The organism is Oceanimonas baumannii, from assembly GCF_002245495.1.
Taxonomy (GTDB): domain Bacteria; phylum Pseudomonadota; class Gammaproteobacteria; order Enterobacterales; family Aeromonadaceae; genus Oceanimonas; species Oceanimonas baumannii.
The window spans coordinates 121,791-138,075 of the sequence record NZ_NQJF01000009.1 but is presented as its reverse complement, the minus strand read 5'-3'; the positions used below and the strand labels follow the sequence as shown (position 1 = coordinate 138,075).

17 protein-coding genes are annotated in these 16,285 nt (G+C 56.5%); 9 read left to right on the top strand and 8 right to left on the bottom strand.

Features of this window, described 5'->3' with window-relative positions; all coding sequences use genetic code 11:
• Nucleotides 1-5: 5 nt before the first annotated feature.
• Nucleotides 6-1,181 (bottom strand): M20 aminoacylase family protein, encoded by a 1,176-nt coding sequence (locus B6S09_RS12000; protein ID WP_094278725.1) that lies wholly within the window; start codon nucleotides 1,179-1,181, stop codon nucleotides 6-8.
• A 254-nt stretch (nucleotides 1,182-1,435) separates the two neighbouring features.
• Between B6S09_RS12000 and B6S09_RS11995 the strand changes: the two genes are divergently transcribed.
• Nucleotides 1,436-3,247, top strand: coding sequence for an ABCB family ABC transporter ATP-binding protein/permease (locus B6S09_RS11995; RefSeq protein WP_166670357.1), 1,812 nt, complete (start codon nucleotides 1,436-1,438; stop codon nucleotides 3,245-3,247).
• Here B6S09_RS11995 and acuI read toward each other — a convergent pair.
• Together acuI and acuR are read right to left on the bottom strand one after the other, a co-directional pair.
• Nucleotides 3,244-4,230, bottom strand: coding sequence for an acrylyl-CoA reductase (NADPH) (gene acuI, locus B6S09_RS11990; protein WP_094278724.1), 987 nt, complete (start codon nucleotides 4,228-4,230; stop codon nucleotides 3,244-3,246). The genes B6S09_RS11995 and acuI overlap by 4 nt on opposite strands.
• A gap of 56 nt (nucleotides 4,231-4,286) precedes the next feature.
• The gene (acuR, locus tag B6S09_RS11985) at nucleotides 4,287-4,916 is read right to left on the bottom strand and encodes an acrylate utilization transcriptional regulator AcuR (RefSeq protein WP_094278799.1); all 630 of its coding nucleotides are present in this window, start codon (nucleotides 4,914-4,916) and stop codon (nucleotides 4,287-4,289) included.
• Between the two features lie 101 nt (nucleotides 4,917-5,017).
• Between acuR and B6S09_RS11980 the strand changes: the two genes are divergently transcribed.
• The 4 genes from B6S09_RS11980 (at nucleotide 5,018) to B6S09_RS11965 (ending at nucleotide 7,289) form a co-directional block, all read left to right on the top strand.
• Nucleotides 5,018-5,302, top strand: coding sequence for a DUF1294 domain-containing protein (locus tag B6S09_RS11980; protein WP_094278723.1), 285 nt, complete (start codon nucleotides 5,018-5,020; stop codon nucleotides 5,300-5,302).
• Between the two features lie 86 nt (nucleotides 5,303-5,388).
• The gene (locus B6S09_RS11975) at nucleotides 5,389-5,949 is read left to right on the top strand and encodes a DUF1415 domain-containing protein (RefSeq protein ID WP_094278722.1); all 561 of its coding nucleotides are present in this window, start codon (nucleotides 5,389-5,391) and stop codon (nucleotides 5,947-5,949) included.
• A gap of 157 nt (nucleotides 5,950-6,106) precedes the next feature.
• Complete coding sequence (locus B6S09_RS11970) at nucleotides 6,107-6,565, top strand: c-type cytochrome (protein WP_094278721.1); 459 nt, start codon at nucleotides 6,107-6,109, stop codon at nucleotides 6,563-6,565.
• A gap of 226 nt (nucleotides 6,566-6,791) precedes the next feature.
• Complete coding sequence (locus B6S09_RS11965) at nucleotides 6,792-7,289, top strand: DUF2165 family protein (RefSeq protein WP_094278720.1); 498 nt, start codon at nucleotides 6,792-6,794, stop codon at nucleotides 7,287-7,289.
• A gap of 141 nt (nucleotides 7,290-7,430) precedes the next feature.
• On the opposite strand, the gene B6S09_RS11960 is transcribed toward B6S09_RS11965, so the two are convergent.
• The 3 genes from B6S09_RS11960 to B6S09_RS11950 all read right to left on the bottom strand — a co-directional run bounded on the left by B6S09_RS11960 (nucleotide 7,431) and on the right by B6S09_RS11950 (nucleotide 9,314).
• Entirely contained in the window at nucleotides 7,431-8,105 is a 675-nt protein-coding gene (locus B6S09_RS11960; RefSeq protein WP_094278719.1) for a cytochrome b/b6 domain-containing protein, read from the bottom strand.
• A gap of 134 nt (nucleotides 8,106-8,239) precedes the next feature.
• On the bottom strand, nucleotides 8,240-8,926 hold the full coding sequence (locus B6S09_RS11955; protein WP_094278718.1) for a hypothetical protein: 687 nt from the start codon (nucleotides 8,924-8,926) through the stop codon (nucleotides 8,240-8,242).
• A gap of 67 nt (nucleotides 8,927-8,993) precedes the next feature.
• The gene (locus B6S09_RS11950) at nucleotides 8,994-9,314 is read right to left on the bottom strand and encodes a DUF3634 family protein (protein WP_094278717.1); all 321 of its coding nucleotides are present in this window, start codon (nucleotides 9,312-9,314) and stop codon (nucleotides 8,994-8,996) included.
• Between the two features lie 67 nt (nucleotides 9,315-9,381).
• On the opposite strand from B6S09_RS11950, the gene B6S09_RS11945 reads away from it, so the two are divergent.
• The 4 genes from B6S09_RS11945 (at nucleotide 9,382) to gltS (ending at nucleotide 13,818) form a co-directional block, all read left to right on the top strand.
• Nucleotides 9,382-10,497 (top strand): endonuclease/exonuclease/phosphatase family protein, encoded by a 1,116-nt coding sequence (locus tag B6S09_RS11945; RefSeq protein ID WP_094278798.1) that lies wholly within the window; start codon nucleotides 9,382-9,384, stop codon nucleotides 10,495-10,497.
• A gap of 382 nt (nucleotides 10,498-10,879) precedes the next feature.
• Entirely contained in the window at nucleotides 10,880-11,602 is a 723-nt protein-coding gene (locus B6S09_RS11940; RefSeq protein WP_094278716.1) for an IclR family transcriptional regulator, read from the top strand.
• Nucleotides 11,603-11,625: 23 nt separating this feature from the next.
• A complete protein-coding gene (hutG, locus tag B6S09_RS11935) occupies nucleotides 11,626-12,576 on the top strand; it encodes a formimidoylglutamase (protein WP_094278715.1) in 951 nt (316 codons plus the stop codon).
• 33 nt (nucleotides 12,577-12,609) lie between these two features.
• Nucleotides 12,610-13,818 (top strand): sodium/glutamate symporter, encoded by a 1,209-nt coding sequence (gene gltS, locus B6S09_RS11930; protein ID WP_094278714.1) that lies wholly within the window; start codon nucleotides 12,610-12,612, stop codon nucleotides 13,816-13,818.
• A gap of 195 nt (nucleotides 13,819-14,013) precedes the next feature.
• Here the strand turns inward: gltS and ftsZ are convergent, their stop codons facing one another.
• Together ftsZ and B6S09_RS11920 are read right to left on the bottom strand one after the other, a co-directional pair.
• A complete protein-coding gene (ftsZ, locus tag B6S09_RS11925; protein ID WP_094278713.1) occupies nucleotides 14,014-15,093 on the bottom strand; it encodes a cell division protein FtsZ in 1,080 nt (359 codons plus the stop codon).
• A gap of 64 nt (nucleotides 15,094-15,157) precedes the next feature.
• Nucleotides 15,158-16,120 carry a helix-turn-helix transcriptional regulator gene (locus tag B6S09_RS11920; RefSeq protein ID WP_094278712.1) on the bottom strand — a complete coding sequence of 321 codons (963 nt, stop codon included), beginning with the start codon at nucleotides 16,118-16,120 and terminating at the stop codon, nucleotides 15,158-15,160.
• Nucleotides 16,121-16,285: the final 165 nt, after the last annotated feature.

The window sequence follows — 16,285 nt, the reverse complement described above, 5'->3', positions numbered from 1 at the left end:
GAAAATCAACCCAGCTGTTGCACCAGGGTCACGAAATAGGCCGCTCCTGTGGGTATGATGGTATCGTTGAAATCGTATTTTTTGTTATGCAGGCCAAGGCTGCATCCGGGTTCATGGTCTCCATTTCCGATAAAACCGTAACAGCCTGGCACCTTATCTAAAAAATAGGCAAAATCCTCACTGCCCATGAGTGGCTGGGTGTTGGCCTTCACTTTTTCGGCACCTACTACCGTGCTGGCAGCATGCACCGCCTGTGCGGTTTCATCCGGGGTATTGACGGTAGGTGGGTGAGTTACAGGGCCCAGGTGAAACTCTGCATCCATCTCAAAGGCGCGGGCCAGGTTGGGCACCAGTGTTTCTAGACGCTGAGTAATATTGTCCCGGGTGTTTTGATTCAAAGTACGGAAGGTACCGCTGAGGTAGGCTTCGTCGGCAATGGCATTAGTAGTCTCGCCGCCATGGATCTGGGTGACCGAAATGACGACTGGCTCCAGTGGACTGAAGGTGCGGCTGACCAGTCCCTGAATGCCTTGGTAGATATGTGTGGCAACCAGTAGTGGATCCCGGCTTACTTGTGGCATGCCAGCATGACCACTTTTTCCGCGTACGGTGATGAACAACCGATCTGAGCTGGCCATGATGGGACCCTCCCGGAAAGCGAACTGGCCTGCCGGGATACCAGGAAGGTTGTGTAGCGCAAAACAGGAGTCTATAGGATAGCGTTCCAGCACTCCTTCTGAGATCATCCTTTCGGCTCCACCCACTCCCTCTTCTGCTGGCTGAAAGAAAAGCACGGCGCTGCCTTTGAAGTCCCGGTGCAGGGCCAGGTAACGGGCCGCCATTAGCAGCATGGTGGTATGTCCGTCATGGCCGCAAGCATGCATCTTTCCGGCACAACCTGAGCGATGTTCAAATGTGTTCTCTTCGTCAATGGGCAAGGCATCCATATCCGCACGCAGTCCGATACGTTGTCCTAGGCCCTGATTGCCATGGATCACCGCGACTACACCGGTTTCTGCAAATTCAGTACAGATCTCATCGACACCGTAAGTAGTAAGCAACTTTACGACTAGTGCCTGTGTGGCTTTTTCCTCAAAACCCAACTCTGGGTGACGATGGATGTGACGCCGAATGGTCTGAGCATCGTCTTGCCATTCATTCAGTACTTCTAGCAAAGACATAGTCGTCTCCGTTTATTTACGATGACGATAACTTATCAGCAGGGAGGGGGGATGGAGTAATCAGCTTTGTAATGGAAGTAGTAATAATGCTTATGGAAAGGCTGGCAGATTTATCAGAAATATTTATGTATTTCTTTCTAACCTGTGACGGTTTTACCGAGCTGTATATGTTCTGAAGTTTGCTATGCGTCCGGCTGCCCGCTCCGCCAAAGCGGGGTATGATCATCAGTATTCTTCACGTAAAAGAGTGACCCATGCGCCGAGGCTCCTACCACCCGGATATGGATGACGCCACCATCAATATCCGCACCCTGAAAACCCTGATCCCCTACCTGCTGGACTACAAGGGGCGTATTGCCCTGGCGTTGTGCTGCTTGGTGGCGGCCAAGCTGGCCAGCGTGGGCCTGCCCTTTATTCTCAAGCATATTGTCGATGGCATGGACACCGCCGTCAGCACGGTGGTGGCGCTGCCGCTGGGACTGCTGCTGGCCTACGGCACGGTGCGCTTTGCCAATGTGCTGTTTGGTGAAATTCGCGATGCCCTGTTTGGCCGGGTGACCGAGCGGGCCATGCGCCGCATTGGCCTGAGCGTGTTTAACCATCTGCACCGGCTGGAGCTCGACTTTCACCTCAACCGCAGCACCGGCGGCCTGTCGCGGGACATTGAGCGGGGCGTGACCGGGGTGGGCTTTTTGCTGCGGTTTATGGTGTTCAACATTGTGCCCACCCTGCTGGAGATCGGTCTGGTCACGGCATTGCTGCTGATCAACTACTCGGTGTGGTTTGCGCTGATCACCCTGAGCGCCGTGGTGGTGTATGTGGCCTGGTCGGTGGTGGCCACTGACTGGCGCACTCGCTATGTGCGCGCCGCCAACAAGGCCGACTCCCAGACCCACAGCCGGGCGGTGGACAGCCTGCTCAACTTTGAAACGGTGAAATACTTCAACAACGAGCTGTACGAAGCGGGCCGTTATGACGAAGATCTGGCCGAGTGGGAGCAGGCCCGGCGTAACAACCGGCTCAGCCTGTTTGCCCTCAACGGTGGCCAGGCGCTGATCATCGCCGCGGCCATGACCGCCATGATGGTGCTGGCCGGCCAGCAAGTGGTGGCGGGCACCATGACCCTGGGCGACTTTGTGCTGATCAACGCCTTTATGATGCAGCTGTTTCTGCCGCTCAATTTTCTCGGCTTTGTTTACCGGGAGATGAAGGGCTCACTGGCCAATATCGAGCGCATGTTTGCGCTGCTGCGCCGCCAGCCGCAAATCAATGATGCGGAAAATGCCCCTGAGCTGTTGGTGAGCCGGGGGGAAATAGAGTTTCGCAATGTGGGTTTTGGCTACCGGCCCGACCGGCAAATACTGCATGATCTCAGCTTTACCCTGCGGCCCCGGCAAAAGCTGGCGGTAGTGGGGGCCAGCGGCTCGGGAAAGTCCACCTTGGTCAAGCTGCTGTTCCGGTTTTACGAGGTGAATGAAGGGGCCATTTTGATCGACGGCCAGGATATACGGCAAGTGAGCCAGGCTTCTCTGCGTCGGGCCATCGGCATAGTGCCGCAAGATACGGTGCTGTTTAACGCCTCCATTTACGACAACATTTGTTATGGCCGCATCGACGCCAGCGAGGATGAGGTGAACGAGGCTATTCGCCTGGCCCACCTCGATGAGTTTATTGCCAGGCTGCCCGAGGGCAGTGCTACCCTGGTGGGGGAACGCGGGCTCAAACTCAGCGGCGGCGAAAAGCAGAGGGTAGCCATTGCCCGCACTATTTTGAAACGTCCGCCGATATTGGTGTTCGACGAGGCCACCTCGTCCCTCGACAGCCGCTCCGAACGCAGCATATTGCGCGCCATTCGCGAGGTGTCCCGGGGCCAGAGCAGCCTGGTGATTGCACACCGGCTGTCCACCATTGTCGACGCCGACCATATTCTGGTGATGCAGGACGGCCGCATTGCCGAGCAGGGCAGCCACGAGCAACTGCTTGCTGCAGACGGCCTCTACGCCCAGCTGTGGCGGCTGCAACAACAGCAGCGTAAGCAGGCGAATGAGCAGCCGGCGGTGGATTAACGGTTTACATCCACCACCAGCCGGCCACGTACCCGGCCTGCCAGCAGGTCATCGGCGGCATCGATGGCCTCGCCCAGGGCAATTTCCCGCGTGGTTTGTTCCAGCAGGCCGGTGTCCAGTTCCTCGGCCAGCCGCGCCCATGCCTGATCCCGCTCGCTTTGAGGACGGGTCACGCTGTTGATGCCGAGCAGGGTAACGCCACGCAGAATAAAGGGCGCCACCGTGGCCGGAAAGTCCATGCCCTGAGCCAGACCACAGGCGGCCACCAGGCCGTCTTCCATGGTCTGGGCGCAGGCATTGGCCAGAGTGTGGCTGCCTACCGAGTCGATCACCGCCGCCCAGCGGGCTTTGGCCAGGGGTTTTCCGGGGGCGGAGAGGGCATCCCTGTGCATCACCTCGGCGGCACCCAGGGCGGTGAGGTAGTCCTGTTCTTCCATGCGGCCGGTAGACGCTATCACCTGGTAACCCCGTTGGGCCAGCAGCATGATGGCCAGGCTGCCCACGCCGCCGCTGGCACCGGTCACCAGCACTTCGCCCTTGTCCGGGGTCAGGCCGTGGCGCTCCAGCGCCATTAAACACAGCATGGCGGTGTAGCCGGCGGTGCCGATGGCCATGGCCTGGCGACTGCTGAGATTGTCCGGCAGCCGGGTCAGCCAGCCGGCCTTTACTCTGGCCCGCTGTGCCAGTCCGCCCCAGTGCCCTTCACCCACGCCCCAGCCGTTCAGCAGCACCCGATCACCGGGTTGCCACTGGTCGCTGGCGCTGTGCTCCACCACTCCGGCCAGATCCACGCCCGGCACCATGGGAAAGCGGCGCACAATGGGGCCCTTGCCGGTAATGGCGAGGGCGTCCTTGTAGTTGAGGGTGCTCCACTCTACCCGTACGCTGACTTCGCCTTCGGGCAAATCTGCGGTATTCAGTTGAGTAAGGTCGGCCCGGGAGGTCTGGTCGTCGGCTTTGCTTATCAGAATGGCGTTGAACATAAGCGTGTACTCCTTTTATTTAGACTGGTCGTCTATAAATAAGCGTGAAAAAGGCCTCAGCGGGGCAGCCGGGCCAGAAACTCCTGTCCGAACAGCGCCATGGGGGCGTCGCTCTGTACAATGCGGGCCCGTTGCACGGCGCCTTCCCAGCCAATCCAGAACAGCTCGGCCAGGCGTTTGCAGTCGGCATCGGCGGCGATGTCACCGAGATCAGCTGCCTGTTGCAGGCAAGCCGCCAGCCGTTGCTCCCAGCTGTGCAGAATGGCCTGCAGCAGCTCGCGGTAGCTGGCGGGCAAAATGGTAACTTCCTGACAGAGGTTGCCCACCAGGCAGCCGCGCCGGAACGCATGGCGGGCCATGCCGGCCATTGCGTCCTGCATAAAGTGCTCAATGCGCTGTAGCGGCGGGGTCGTCTCATCCAGCAGCCAGCGATCCAGCTTGGCGGAAAAATAGCCGGCGTAACGTTCCATCACCGCCTGGCCAAAGGCTTCCTTGCTGTCGAAGTAGTGATAAAAGGAGCCCTTGGGCACGCCCACTTGCTTGAGCACACCGTCGATGCCGGTGGCCACAAAGCCCTGCTCGGTCAATATCGCCACGCCGCAACGAATCAGGGCGTCGCGTGTGTCGGGATTATCGCGGGGCTGACGGGGCGGCCGGCCCCGGCGTTTTGGGGTATCGGTGATCATGGTGATTAATTTAGACTGGTCGTCTAAAAAAGGCAATGGCTTGCTTGCCAACGGTCACATTGTGTTACATATGGCGCTGACTGTTGAAACGGGAGAAATACATGATTCGGGTCTATGCCGGGCTGGCGCTGTGGTACCTGGTGCTCAGTCTGCTCACGTTTGGAGTGTACTGGTGGGACAAGCGCGCCGCTATTCACGGTAACTGGCGGGTGCCCGAGCGCACTCTGCATATGCTGGCATTGCTGGGCGGTTGGCCCGGTGCCTGGCTTGGGCAATGTTGGCTGCGCCATAAAACGCGCAAGGCCTCGTTTCGAGTGATCTTCTGGCTGACGGCATTGCTTAACCTGCTGTTGCCAGTTGCGCTGTGGTGGGCGCGCTGGGAATGATAGATAACCGTGAAGGCAGTGGCATCGGGTATTATGGTGGTTTGGTGTTATGCGTCGATGAAACACAGCCAACAGGGAAACAAGCCATGCCGGAACAACAGCAGTATATTGAGCACACCGCCAACTGGGTGAAAAAGGTGATCATGAAATACAACCTTTGCCCTTTTGCCCGGCGAGAGGTGGAACGGGCCAGCATTCGCTATGTGGTGGTGGAAGAACACAAGCCGAAAGTGGTGTTGCAGGCGCTGCTGGCTGAATGCGGGTTGCTGGACGAACAGCCGGAAGTAGAAACCACTCTGGTTATCCTGCCTCGGGGCTTTGAGGGCTTTTATGCCTATCTTGACCTGGTAGATCTGGCTGATGAGCTGCTGTTTGAGCAGGGTTTTGAAGGTAAGTATCAGCTGGCCAGCTTTCACCCCGACTACTGTTTTGATGGAGAACTCCAGAACGACGCCGCCAACTACACCAATCGATCGCCCTATCCCACTCTGCACCTGATTCGTGAAGCCAGCATTGAAACGGCACTGGCTGACTATGATGATCCTGAGTCCATTCCCGAGCGTAACATTCACTTTGCCCGGCGCAAGGGCAGTGACTTTTTTGTGCGGTTGCTGACGCAGTGCACTCAAACACCGAAAGCCGAATAACAACGTGCACCATTACCACAGTGGTACCGGTGTCTTTGCGGCTTGCCGAGTGTTTTCTTGTTTTTACGGTAGATCCCTGTGTGCGTGTGATATATCGTTGCGTTCTAATTAAGAATGGTGCCCTTTGAGCACCGTCCAATACCCAAGGAGCAAAGCCATGTTGAAGAAAGCACTGATCCTGAGTACCGGTTTGTTTGCCGCCTCCGTTTCCGCTCAGGCGGATCTGTTTAAACCCGAAGATGCAGTAAAATATCGTCAGTCTCTGTATCAGGTAATGGCAGCGCAGGCCGGCGTGATTGGCGGCATGGCCAAAGGCGAAATCGATTTTGATGCGGCCGCTCTGCATCAGCGTGCCATTAACCTGAGCAACGCGGCTGGTTTGCTGGGTGATACTTATTTCCCGGAAACCCGCGGTGTAGAATCCAGCAATCTGCTGGACAAGGCCTGGGACGACATGGAAGGCATGCAGGCCAAGGGCAAAGATTTTGGTGACGCGTTGCAGAACCTGGTGAAAGTGTCTGCTGAGGAAGGCTTTGACCAGGCTCAGGCCCGCAAGGCGGCCGGTGCCATGTTTAAAACCTGTAAGGGTTGTCATGACGGTTACCGCAAAGACTGATCACTGACCTCCTTTAACATGCCGGGGCCACCCCGGCATTTTTATTTCCAGTCAGGTGAGTTTTTCTTAAGTAATTGATTTTATTTGTGCTGTCGGGTTAGTATCCGAGGGCTTCTTGCGGGTATCCAGCACCCATTTTTTCTGAACCCGATCTCTGGCATAGACAGGCCAGCTTGATCGGCATGCCCTGTCTATGGTGTTTTTATCAATGGCAGGACTTTCTGTAATGATTACTCGTATATCCAAAACCCTGATGGTTGCCGCCATCGGCTTTTTTGCTTTCCTGGTGGCTTTCGGCAATATCACCGATTACGAAACTAATTTTTCTTTTGTACACCATGTATTCCTGATGGATACCATTTTTCCTGATGCCAGCATTAAGTATCGTGCTGTTGAAACGGGCTGGATACATCACCTGGGCTATATCGGTATTATTATCCTTGAAAGCATGACCAGCCTGCTGTGTCTTTTCGGTGCCTGGCGGCTCTGGTGTCACCGGAAAGCCGGTGCAGCCGCATTTAACCGGGCGAAAGGGCTGGCAATTGCAGGGCTGACATTGGGCTTTCTTACCTGGCAGGTAGGCTTTATGTCGGTGGGCGGTGAATGGTTTGGTATGTGGATGTCGTCCCAATGGAACGGGGTGCCAGATGCGTTTCGCTTTTTTATGACGATTCTGGGTGTGCTGATTTATCTCGTATTAAGGGATGAAGAGCTGGATAAATAGTGTTTGCGATAGCGTTAATATCGTAAAACGATTTTTAATATTAAATAAAAAGAGTAGCGGTTCGCTACTCTTTTTTATGCCTTTTATTTCATCTGTACCAAACCCAAATGGCGCGGGAGCTGATCAGCCTTTCTTATCCGCTTACAGCCGAAACAGGGCTTCTACGGTCCCCCAGGCGATAGCAGCGGTGATAATGAAACGCAGCCAGGGAAAGCTCTGCTGCCGGGGCAGCTGATCGGCGGCCCCGGCAGCAGGTGCGGGTTTGCTGCCGGTGATCATGGGGCGCACCAGGTTTTCTCCCCGCAAGCGATAGAGCAGCACGGCACAAACGTGCAGTCCTACCAGCACCAGCATCCCCCAGTAGAACCACTGTTTATGCCAGCGGGTCATTTGTCCGGCAGTATCGCCGGTGACATAGTCATAAAGCGGGCCGGTGTAAAAAATATCGTCGGTGGCAAACAGCCCGGTCCCGGCCTGTATCAGAAGACCGCCCAGCAGCACCAGTACCATGATGCCGCCCATGGGGTTATGGCTGAGGTAAACCGGCTTTTGCGGCGAGAGGCTTGCACGCAGGTAGGCCACAATATGACAGGGGTGATATACAAAGTGGCCGAAACGGGCATAGGGTGTGCCTATAAATCCCCAGATGACCCGGTAAAGCACCAGGCTCATCAACAACTGGGCAAACTGCATGTGCCGATCCATATCTTCACCGGCGTAATACCACAGCAGGGCAAGTAATACCGGCAGACTCCAGTGAAACAGCCGGATCGACCAGTCCCATACAGGGACCGGGGGCAGGTGGGCAGTGCTCATAGAATGGTACTCTCCGTCATTATCAGCAAACACAACAGGTATGGTTCGGTTGCTTGGTATCAGCATTTGGCAGAGAGCCTGCCAAAATAAAACATCCCGGTAAAGACCGGGATGTTTTACTGAATGAACTTGTGTTATTTGGCCTGTTCAGTTTGCTTGTTGCGCAGGTCAGCCAGCGCCTGTTCCAGCCCCTGACGATACTGGTTACGGGTAAGGGCGTTAATTTCCTGCCATTTGTCTTCGGGCGCAAAGTCGACGGTTGTCTGAGTGGCGACATCCTGGCCCTGCAGGGCAATCCAGCGAGGATCATAACTGCGGGTTTGTTCGCTGTCCCACTGCAGCACCTGGCTGACAATGGCCTGCAGCTTGTCCGGGTTGCTCGTGGAATGCGGACCAATACGTATACCAAACTGTTGATTCAGCCGGCTGACGGCAGCGTGAGTGGTATCATCACCGGATTTGTTGGCATCGCTGCGGGCACGCAGCTGGGCGACGTAGTACCAGAAGGTACCCTGATCCTGATAGTCATTATCGAACATGATGGCCGACATCAGATACAGTACTGGCGGTGCATAGTCGTTGGGACTTTGCAAAATGGTATTAATCGCCTCGGCCTTGCCGGCTGCAATATCGTCCATCGCTTGCTGAGAGCGGCTTACATCAATCTGTGCAAACTCGCCCTTGGGCGTGATCGGCCCTTCTTGTTCGCTGGTCTGAGCTGGTTTTTCTTTATTATCGGTTTGGGCGTTGGTGCTGCTGTCCGGTTTTCCGGCACAGGCGGCAAGCAGGGCACACAGCAGCAGCGGGCTAAGTTTTTTCATGATCGAGTCTCGCGCAAAGAAATATAACCAGCAAAGCGGGAAATGGCCGGCAAGTCAAGAGTGAGACTCATTTTGAACTCTTTTTGGGGTGTGAGTACGTCTGTTTTTGCCAGAACAGATGAATATCCTGGCGATAGGAAGCGGGAATACTGCGGGAGCACATCAAAACCACCTGACTGCCCCGTCGCATGCCGCGTATGGTTCCCTTGAGCGAGCGGGCATCGGTGGCCATCTGATGGCAGTGTGTCAGCAGGTTGGAGGGGGGTTGCCCACGAATGACCCTGAGGTGCGCATCACGAATGGTAATACAGAAGCTTTCCTGACGACGGCGCAGCAGGTAAAGCAGTGCAAACAGCAAGGCAGAGGTTGCAGCCAGAGTGCTAAACATGGTTTTCTTCCCTGAAAACATTGAATACAAAATGATGACATTTTAAGCGATAAAGGCAATGACCCGGGTGCAGAAAATAAGAATTGCCAGCTTTAATGTGGCGCTGGATCGCAGTTTTCCCGGCGCACTGGCAGCCGAAATAAACGGAGCCGGCAGCCCTCAGTTGCATCATATTGCCGCCATGGTGCAGCAAGTGCGGCCTGATATTCTGTTGTTAAACGAGTTTGACCACGATGGTGAGGCGGAAAACAGCGATCATCTGGCGGTGTTTGCCCGCCGGTATCTGGCTGCGGGTGAACAGGGTATTGAATATCCTCATCATTATCTGGCACCGGTAAACACCGGGCTGGCCGGGCCGCTGGCTCTGGGCGGGGAGCCGCGGCCGGTACTGCCGCAGGATGGCCTGGGCTTTGGTGCCTTTCATGGTCAGTACGGCTTTGCCATTCTCTCCCGTTTTCCGCTTGATACCGGTCGTTTACGCAGTTTCCGCCACTTTTTATGGAAGAGCATGCCCCGGGCCCGGTTACCTGAATTGCATGGCAGTGTGTTTTATCCGTCTTCGGTGCTGGACTTTTTGCCGCTATCTTCCAAAAACCATGTGGATTTGCCAGTTTGCCTGCCCGATGGCCGGGTGCTCCACCTGCTGGTCAGTCACCCCGTTCCACCCATTGACGAGGGGCCAGAGCGGCGCAACAGTTGCCGCAACCACGATGAATTGCGGCTATGGCACGATTATATTCGACCGGGAAGAGGGGATTATCTGGTCGATGATCATGGGATCCGGGGAGGCCTGGAACCGGATAGCGGCTTCGTTATTCTGGGAGATCTGAATGCAGATCCGCTGGACGGCAATGGCTTTCGGGAGGGCATTCGATCATTGCTGGCGGATCCTTTGCTGAATCAGGCGGTCAGCCGGGGCCGGTTGCAGCCGTCATCCCGCGGAGCCTGCCGCTTGCGGCCTTTTGAGCCAAGACGCGGGCCGGCCCGGTTATGGACGCATATCAATGGGTTACGGCTGGATTATGTGCTGCCAGATGCCGGCCTTACCGCCCTGGCCAGCGGGGTACTCTGGCCTGTTCCGGAGCAGGATCCCGGTGGCTGGTTCTGGCGCAACAATGGCAGGCCTGCCCGCCGGGGCATGGGTTCGGATCATCGCCTGGTGTGGGTAGAAGTGGCTCTGTGATGTGAGAGTCTTCACGCTTTCGATGGGCTGGAAACCAATAACGGGAGCAACATCAAACATTGGGGATCCAACACTGGGAAGGGGCTCTTTTTAACGATTAAATGCTCCCCGAGACCCTAGATTGCTTTCGAAGTTTCAGTTTTTCGGGTTGGTGACCCGAAGAATCCGCTGAATTCCTTCATATCGGGCAGGCCGTTTGGCCTGCCCTTTTTTTCGTCTTTTTTTCAGAACAGGCAGTCGTTTTTATCCCTCTGGGAGAATGTTTAATTTTTTTACATTTGTGGAATTATTTAACTTTAATGGCCATTATTTCTCATATTGTGAGAATTAAGTTTTACACCGTTCGCTTTCTGAGCGAAGGTCGCGCCCCCAGGAGAACGTTATGGCTGAAAAAACACCATCTCAGGACAAGACATTCGCATTGCTGTCGGCGCTGGCCGTGGCCGCTGAGCCCCTTACTGCGAGAGCACTGGCGGAGCTGACCGGACTGCCACTTTCCAGCACTTATCGTTATCTGGCGACGCTGTCGCGATGGTCTCTGGTGCAGGAGCGGCAAAGTGGTCACTATGCCCCGGGACCGATGGCGGTGCAGCTGGCAGCCGGGTTTGAGCAACATAACAGTGTGCTTACCTGGGCGCGGCCGCTGCTCAGTGAGCTGGCAGTGCGCACCGGTGAAAGTGCCGCCTTAATGATGTTGTCGGGGCATCGTGCCCTGTGCGTTGAAATGATCGACAGCTCCCAGGCACTGCGTTGCTGTTATCAGAAAGGACATTCTCAGCCACTGTTGCGGGGAGCCAGTGCCAAAGCGCTGCTGGCGTTCACCGAACAAAATCTGCGTGACACCGTGCTGTCCAGCCTGGCGATGTCTGAACAGGCAGCACTGCAGGCTGAACTATGCCAGGTGCGCGAGCAGGGCTATGCGGTATCTGAAGGGGAGCTGGATCAGAACGTGTGGGGCGTGAGCGCGCCGGTTTTGAGTGGTCGGGAGCATTTGTTGGGCAGTATCAGTCTGATGGCACCGGCCGAGCGGGTGAGCGCTGTGGCCAACCAGTGGATTCGCTGGACCTGTGAAGCAGCCCAGCGCCTGGGAGCCATGAGCTATTAATCGTGAACGTGCAGGAGTCAATCATGAAGCAAACCACCTATAACATGGCCGACATGAGTGTCTGGCAGGGACGTGTTGATACTGACGAAGGTCCGCTGGCCCTGCGCTGGCACCAGCAGGTGCAACCGCTGGCCGGCAATGTGCCTGCCGGGGTGGCCTTGCTTGGTTTTTGCAGTGATGCCGGTGTACGCCGTAACCAGGGTAATCCGGGAGCCGCGGAAGGCCCCAAAGCCCTGCGCGCTGCCGCTGCCAATCTGTCCTGGCATGGCCGCCGGGCGGTGTATGACAGCGGTGATGTAATTTGTCATGAAGATGAGCTGGAACAGGCCCAGGCGCTGTATGCCGATCAGGTTGCCCGTTTGCTGGGTGAGGGCCACAGCGTGGTTGGCCTGGGCGGTGGCCATGAAATTGCCTTTGGCAGCTTCAGCGGCCTGATGCAGTACCTGCAGAGTCAGGATACGCTGCCCCGGGTAGGCATTATTAATTTTGATGCACACCTGGATTTACGTCGTTCAGCCCGGGCCAGCTCCGGCACGCCTTTTAATCAGTGTGCGCAGCTGTGCGAACAGCTGGGTACTCCCTTTCATTACACCTGCATCGGGGTCAGCCGTTACCACAATACGGCGGCCCTGTTTGAACGGGCCGAGCAGCTGAATACCCGCATTGTGCTGGATGAGCAGCTGGCTGGCTGGAATCCGGATGTCCTGTTTGACGCACTGGATCAGGCATTGGCAGAAGTAGATGTTATCTATCTGACCATTTGTCTGGATGTGTTACCCGCCAGTCTGGCCCCTGGCGTCAGTGCGCCGGCGGTGCGGGGCATGGAGATGGGTCTGCTGGAAGCTGCGCTGGAACATATTCTTGCCAGTAACAAGGTGATGATGGCCGATATTGCCGAGCTCAATCCGGCCCGTGATCACCAGTCACTAACGGCCCGTGTGGCCGCCCGCCTGTTGGCCCGCCTGGCCGGGTAACAGGCCCCCAAGCTGTATCTATAGGGAAATTTTATGAATGTAATTACTTTCGATGTGATGACCACTACCACCCTGGCGGCGTTGCTGCTGATGCTGGGCATGTACCTGCAGCGGCGCATCCCGGTGCTGCACCAGCTGTGCGTGCCGGCACCGGTGATCGGTGGCTTTGGTTTTGCCGTGTTTGCCTGGCTGGCGCGGGACTGGGCGCAGGTGGAGTTCAAATTCGATCTGGCGTTGCAGAGTCCGCTGATGATTGCCTTTTTCGCCACCGTGGGTCTGGGCGGAAGCCTGGCTCTGCTGAAAAAAGGCGGCAAGGTACTGGGCGTTTACCTGGTGGCCTGCTGGCTGCTGGCGGTGTTGCAGAGTGGTCTGGGTATCAGTATTGCGTCCATGCTGGGTGAGCATCCGCTGCTGGGCCTGATGGCAGGTGCCGTCTCTCTGGAAGGTGGCTTTGGTGCTGCGGCGGCTTTCGGCCCCGAGGCCGAAGCTCTGGGTGTGACCGGTGCCACCACGGCGGCGCTGGCGGCAGCGACCTTCGGCATGGTGGCCGGCGGTCTGCTGGGTGCCCCCGTGGCCCGTTTGCTGATCAAGCGCCATGGCGTCAACATCGAAGCTGAGCAGGTGCATGAGCTGGAAGCCCTGCAAGAGTCGGAAAAGCCGAGCCGCGAGCCGGTAACCGGAACCCTGCTGCTGAAAAGTGTGGCCGTGGTGTTGTGTACCATGGTGGCCGGCCTGTGGCTGAGCGGCAATTTGCGTGAGCACCTCGACATTATTCTGCCGTCTTACGTAGGGGCGATGTTCGTGGCCATTCTGCTGCGTAACCTGAACGAAGTGGTACGTCTGCTGCCGCTATCCGACAGCGCCAATAATGCGGTGGGTGACTTCTGTCTGGGCATTTTCCTGACCATGGCGATGATGTCTCTGAAATTGTGGCAGCTGGCGGATCTGGGGGGCTCGCTGATGATTATTCTGGCCGTTCAGACGCTGGCGATCGTGATGCTGGCCTACTTTGTGATGTTCCGTCTGATGGGCGGCAACTATGATGCCGCCGTGCTCTGCGCTGGTTTTGTGGGGCATGGTCTGGGGGCAACTCCGAATGCGGTGGCCAATATGGGGGCGGTGTGCGATCGCTACCGGGTATTTTCTCACAAGGCGTTTATCGTGGCTCCGCTCTGTGGTGCCGTGCTGATCGACATTGTGGCCATTCCCGTCATCACCTGGTGTCTGAACGTGTTTGGTTAATCCCTCGTTTCAGCATAAAAAAGGCCGACGCTTGCGTCGGCCTTTTTGTGTTCGCTGTGTGGTCATGCCCATGAAGATGGGCATCCAGTGCAGACATGCATGGGGTTAAATACGGTGCTGTTTGCGGCATGGCCCCCGCCTTCGCGGGGAGGGGCAGGGGCATTGCTTCGTGGTGGGCGGCGGTAAGTGCCGGCGTTATTGCTGGCGCTGTCGCAGAAAGGCAGGAATATCCAGCCCTTCCTGCAGCGGCTGTTCACCTTGTTGTTCGGGCTGATGGTGAGTGTGCACCGGTGCTATCGTTTCTTTGGGAGGCTGAATACCGGTGGCGATCATGGTGACCTGAATACTGTCGGTCAGGTCCGGATCCAAGGTAATACCGGACACTACGGTCGCCTCTTCGCCCACACTTTCGGCCACTCTGTCGCCGATTTTCTGGAAGTCGTCCAGGCCGATATCCATGGAGGCGACCACATTCAGCAAGACGCCCCGGGCCCGTTCCAGTTCCACTTTTTCCAGCAGTGGATTGTTCAGTGCTTGCAGGGTGGCTTCTTCTACCTTGTTTTCGCCGCTGGCCAGGCCAATTCCCATAACGGCCTTGCCCTGTTGGCTCATAATGGTGCGAACATCGGCAAAATCGATATTAATAAGGCCGGTCTGGCCAATAATGTCGGCGAGACCGCGCACCGCGTTCTGAATGACCTTGCTGCTTTCGGAAAAAGCTTTGAGCAGCGGTGTGCGGGCACCCAGCACCCGCAGCAGGTAGTCGTTGGGCAGCACAAGCAACGCATCGGTATGTTCGGCCAGAGTTTCGAGGCCAAGTTCGGCCATGTTCGCCCGCTTTTTACCTTCAAAGCCAAAGGGACGGGTCACAATAGCAACGGTCATGATGTTCATTTCCCGGGCGAGACGTGCCACCACGGGAGCGGCACCGGTGCCCGTGCCTCCGCCCATCCCGGCGGTAATAAAGCACAGGTCGGCACCTTGCAGGCGGGTACGAATGTCTTGTTCGCTTTCTTCGGCGGCACTGCGGCCGGTCTCTGCCTCTGCACCGGCACCCAGGCCTCGGGTCAGTTCCCGTCCCAGTTGCAGCGTTTCTACCCGGCTTTGTTGCAGGGCCTTGGCGTCGGTATTCATGGCCATGGTGCTGACGTGGGCCGGCAGGTTGTGATCGGCCAGCAGGTTAACGGTGTTGCCGCCGCAGCCGCCGACACCGATGACGCTGATACGGATGGTGTCACAGTCGGGTTCGGTGGGTTCAAAGAGGATTTGGTCCATCCTGGTCTCCGTGGAAATACAAAAGGGCTGAACCTGTCAGCCCTTATCATCGGTGTTTGTAACTTTATTTGGCGGTCTTCAGTGATTCCGGTGCCAGAACTTCAACCTTACCCGCCATGTCAGTCAGCCACCGGCGAAATTCGGGTGAATCTTTCACGTCGGTTTCCACCATCATGCTTTGCTTATCATAACGGGTTAATCGCGGATTGTGGCCGGGAATGGTGTCTTCCAGCAGCGGGCGTCCGCTATTGGTAACACGACCAACAAAGTGGATGGTTTCCGCTTCTTCCTGGTAGCCTTTTTCACGAACCAGTTTATTGGTACTGAATTCCCGCGGCTGGGTTACCGGGCGGCTGGTCAGTTCCACGTCTTTGATATGTTCAAAGGGAATACCGTAAATCTTGGGATCCATATCGGTCATGGTGCACAGCAGCATGGTGCCGTCTTTACGGCTGACAATACCCAGCGGGTTTACCTGCTCATAGCGCAGCCAGACGGTACGCCCTTTAATCTGGCGTTTTATCTCGGCGGTAAACTTGCGGCCCCGCCACAGCGCGTCGCGAATTGTAGTAGCACGGCGCATTTCCGGACTACCAGCAAACGGTTTGGGCAGTTGCACCACGTTTTCCATCCAGCGACCGGCCAGCTCGCTCTGGCTGTCATTAATAACCTGAGTGGCTTTGTCGATGATGGGCGTCAGTTCGGTCAGCACGCTGGCCGGCAGCAGGTCGGCGGCCTGGTCGTTCCAGGTTTTCAGTGCCATGGCCAGGCCCAGCGGCATAAAGTTGGCGAAGTCGTTCAAACCATTGCGTTCAAAACACCAGCCATGGGGTTTGCTGCGATCATCAGATGTCAGATCAAACAGGCCCATGCCTGACATTTCTTCCAGATCCCGCTGTACGGTCCGCAGGCTTACCTGAATTCCTTCTTCTTCCAGTTTTTCTTGCAGCTGGCGTGCGGTCAGCTTGTATGGACGGTATGGAACACAGCGCGCCAGGGTCAGTTGTCTCAGCAGTTTCTTACTCATGGTGATGCCCTCTTGCTTGGGATGATTGTATCCTAGGTAGAGTTAGCGACAAGTTTTGACGCATATTTTTCATGAGCGAGTGTCGCCATTTTTCTACACTTGCCGGTTTACGGTCTGAACCTGACGCTGTAAACATCTTGCTATGTTGCCGTTTGAATACTATAA

What these genes read in the sequence shown, in the direction of transcription:
- ftsZ (WP_094278713.1), bottom strand. Translation starts at nt 15,093, where the DNA reads ATGGACCAAATCCTCTTTGAACCCACCGAACCCGACTGTGACACCATC.
- B6S09_RS12000 (WP_094278725.1), bottom strand. Translation starts at nt 1,181, where the DNA reads ATGTCTTTGCTAGAAGTACTGAATGAATGGCAAGACGATGCTCAGACC.
- hutG (WP_094278715.1), top strand. Translation starts at nt 11,626, where the DNA reads ATGAAGCAAACCACCTATAACATGGCCGACATGAGTGTCTGGCAGGGA.
- B6S09_RS11920 (WP_094278712.1), bottom strand. Translation starts at nt 16,120, where the DNA reads ATGAGTAAGAAACTGCTGAGACAACTGACCCTGGCGCGCTGTGTTCCA.
- gltS (WP_094278714.1), top strand. Translation starts at nt 12,610, where the DNA reads ATGAATGTAATTACTTTCGATGTGATGACCACTACCACCCTGGCGGCG.
- B6S09_RS11995 (WP_166670357.1), top strand. Translation starts at nt 1,436, where the DNA reads ATGCGCCGAGGCTCCTACCACCCGGATATGGATGACGCCACCATCAAT.
- B6S09_RS11960 (WP_094278719.1), bottom strand. Translation starts at nt 8,105, where the DNA reads ATGAGCACTGCCCACCTGCCCCCGGTCCCTGTATGGGACTGGTCGATC.
- acuI (WP_094278724.1), bottom strand. Translation starts at nt 4,230, where the DNA reads ATGTTCAACGCCATTCTGATAAGCAAAGCCGACGACCAGACCTCCCGG.
- B6S09_RS11975 (WP_094278722.1), top strand. Translation starts at nt 5,389, where the DNA reads ATGCCGGAACAACAGCAGTATATTGAGCACACCGCCAACTGGGTGAAA.
- acuR (WP_094278799.1), bottom strand. Translation starts at nt 4,916, where the DNA reads ATGATCACCGATACCCCAAAACGCCGGGGCCGGCCGCCCCGTCAGCCC.
- B6S09_RS11950 (WP_094278717.1), bottom strand. Translation starts at nt 9,314, where the DNA reads ATGTTTAGCACTCTGGCTGCAACCTCTGCCTTGCTGTTTGCACTGCTT.
- B6S09_RS11965 (WP_094278720.1), top strand. Translation starts at nt 6,792, where the DNA reads ATGATTACTCGTATATCCAAAACCCTGATGGTTGCCGCCATCGGCTTT.
- B6S09_RS11940 (WP_094278716.1), top strand. Translation starts at nt 10,880, where the DNA reads ATGGCTGAAAAAACACCATCTCAGGACAAGACATTCGCATTGCTGTCG.
- B6S09_RS11980 (WP_094278723.1), top strand. Translation starts at nt 5,018, where the DNA reads ATGATTCGGGTCTATGCCGGGCTGGCGCTGTGGTACCTGGTGCTCAGT.
- B6S09_RS11970 (WP_094278721.1), top strand. Translation starts at nt 6,107, where the DNA reads ATGTTGAAGAAAGCACTGATCCTGAGTACCGGTTTGTTTGCCGCCTCC.
- B6S09_RS11955 (WP_094278718.1), bottom strand. Translation starts at nt 8,926, where the DNA reads ATGAAAAAACTTAGCCCGCTGCTGCTGTGTGCCCTGCTTGCCGCCTGT.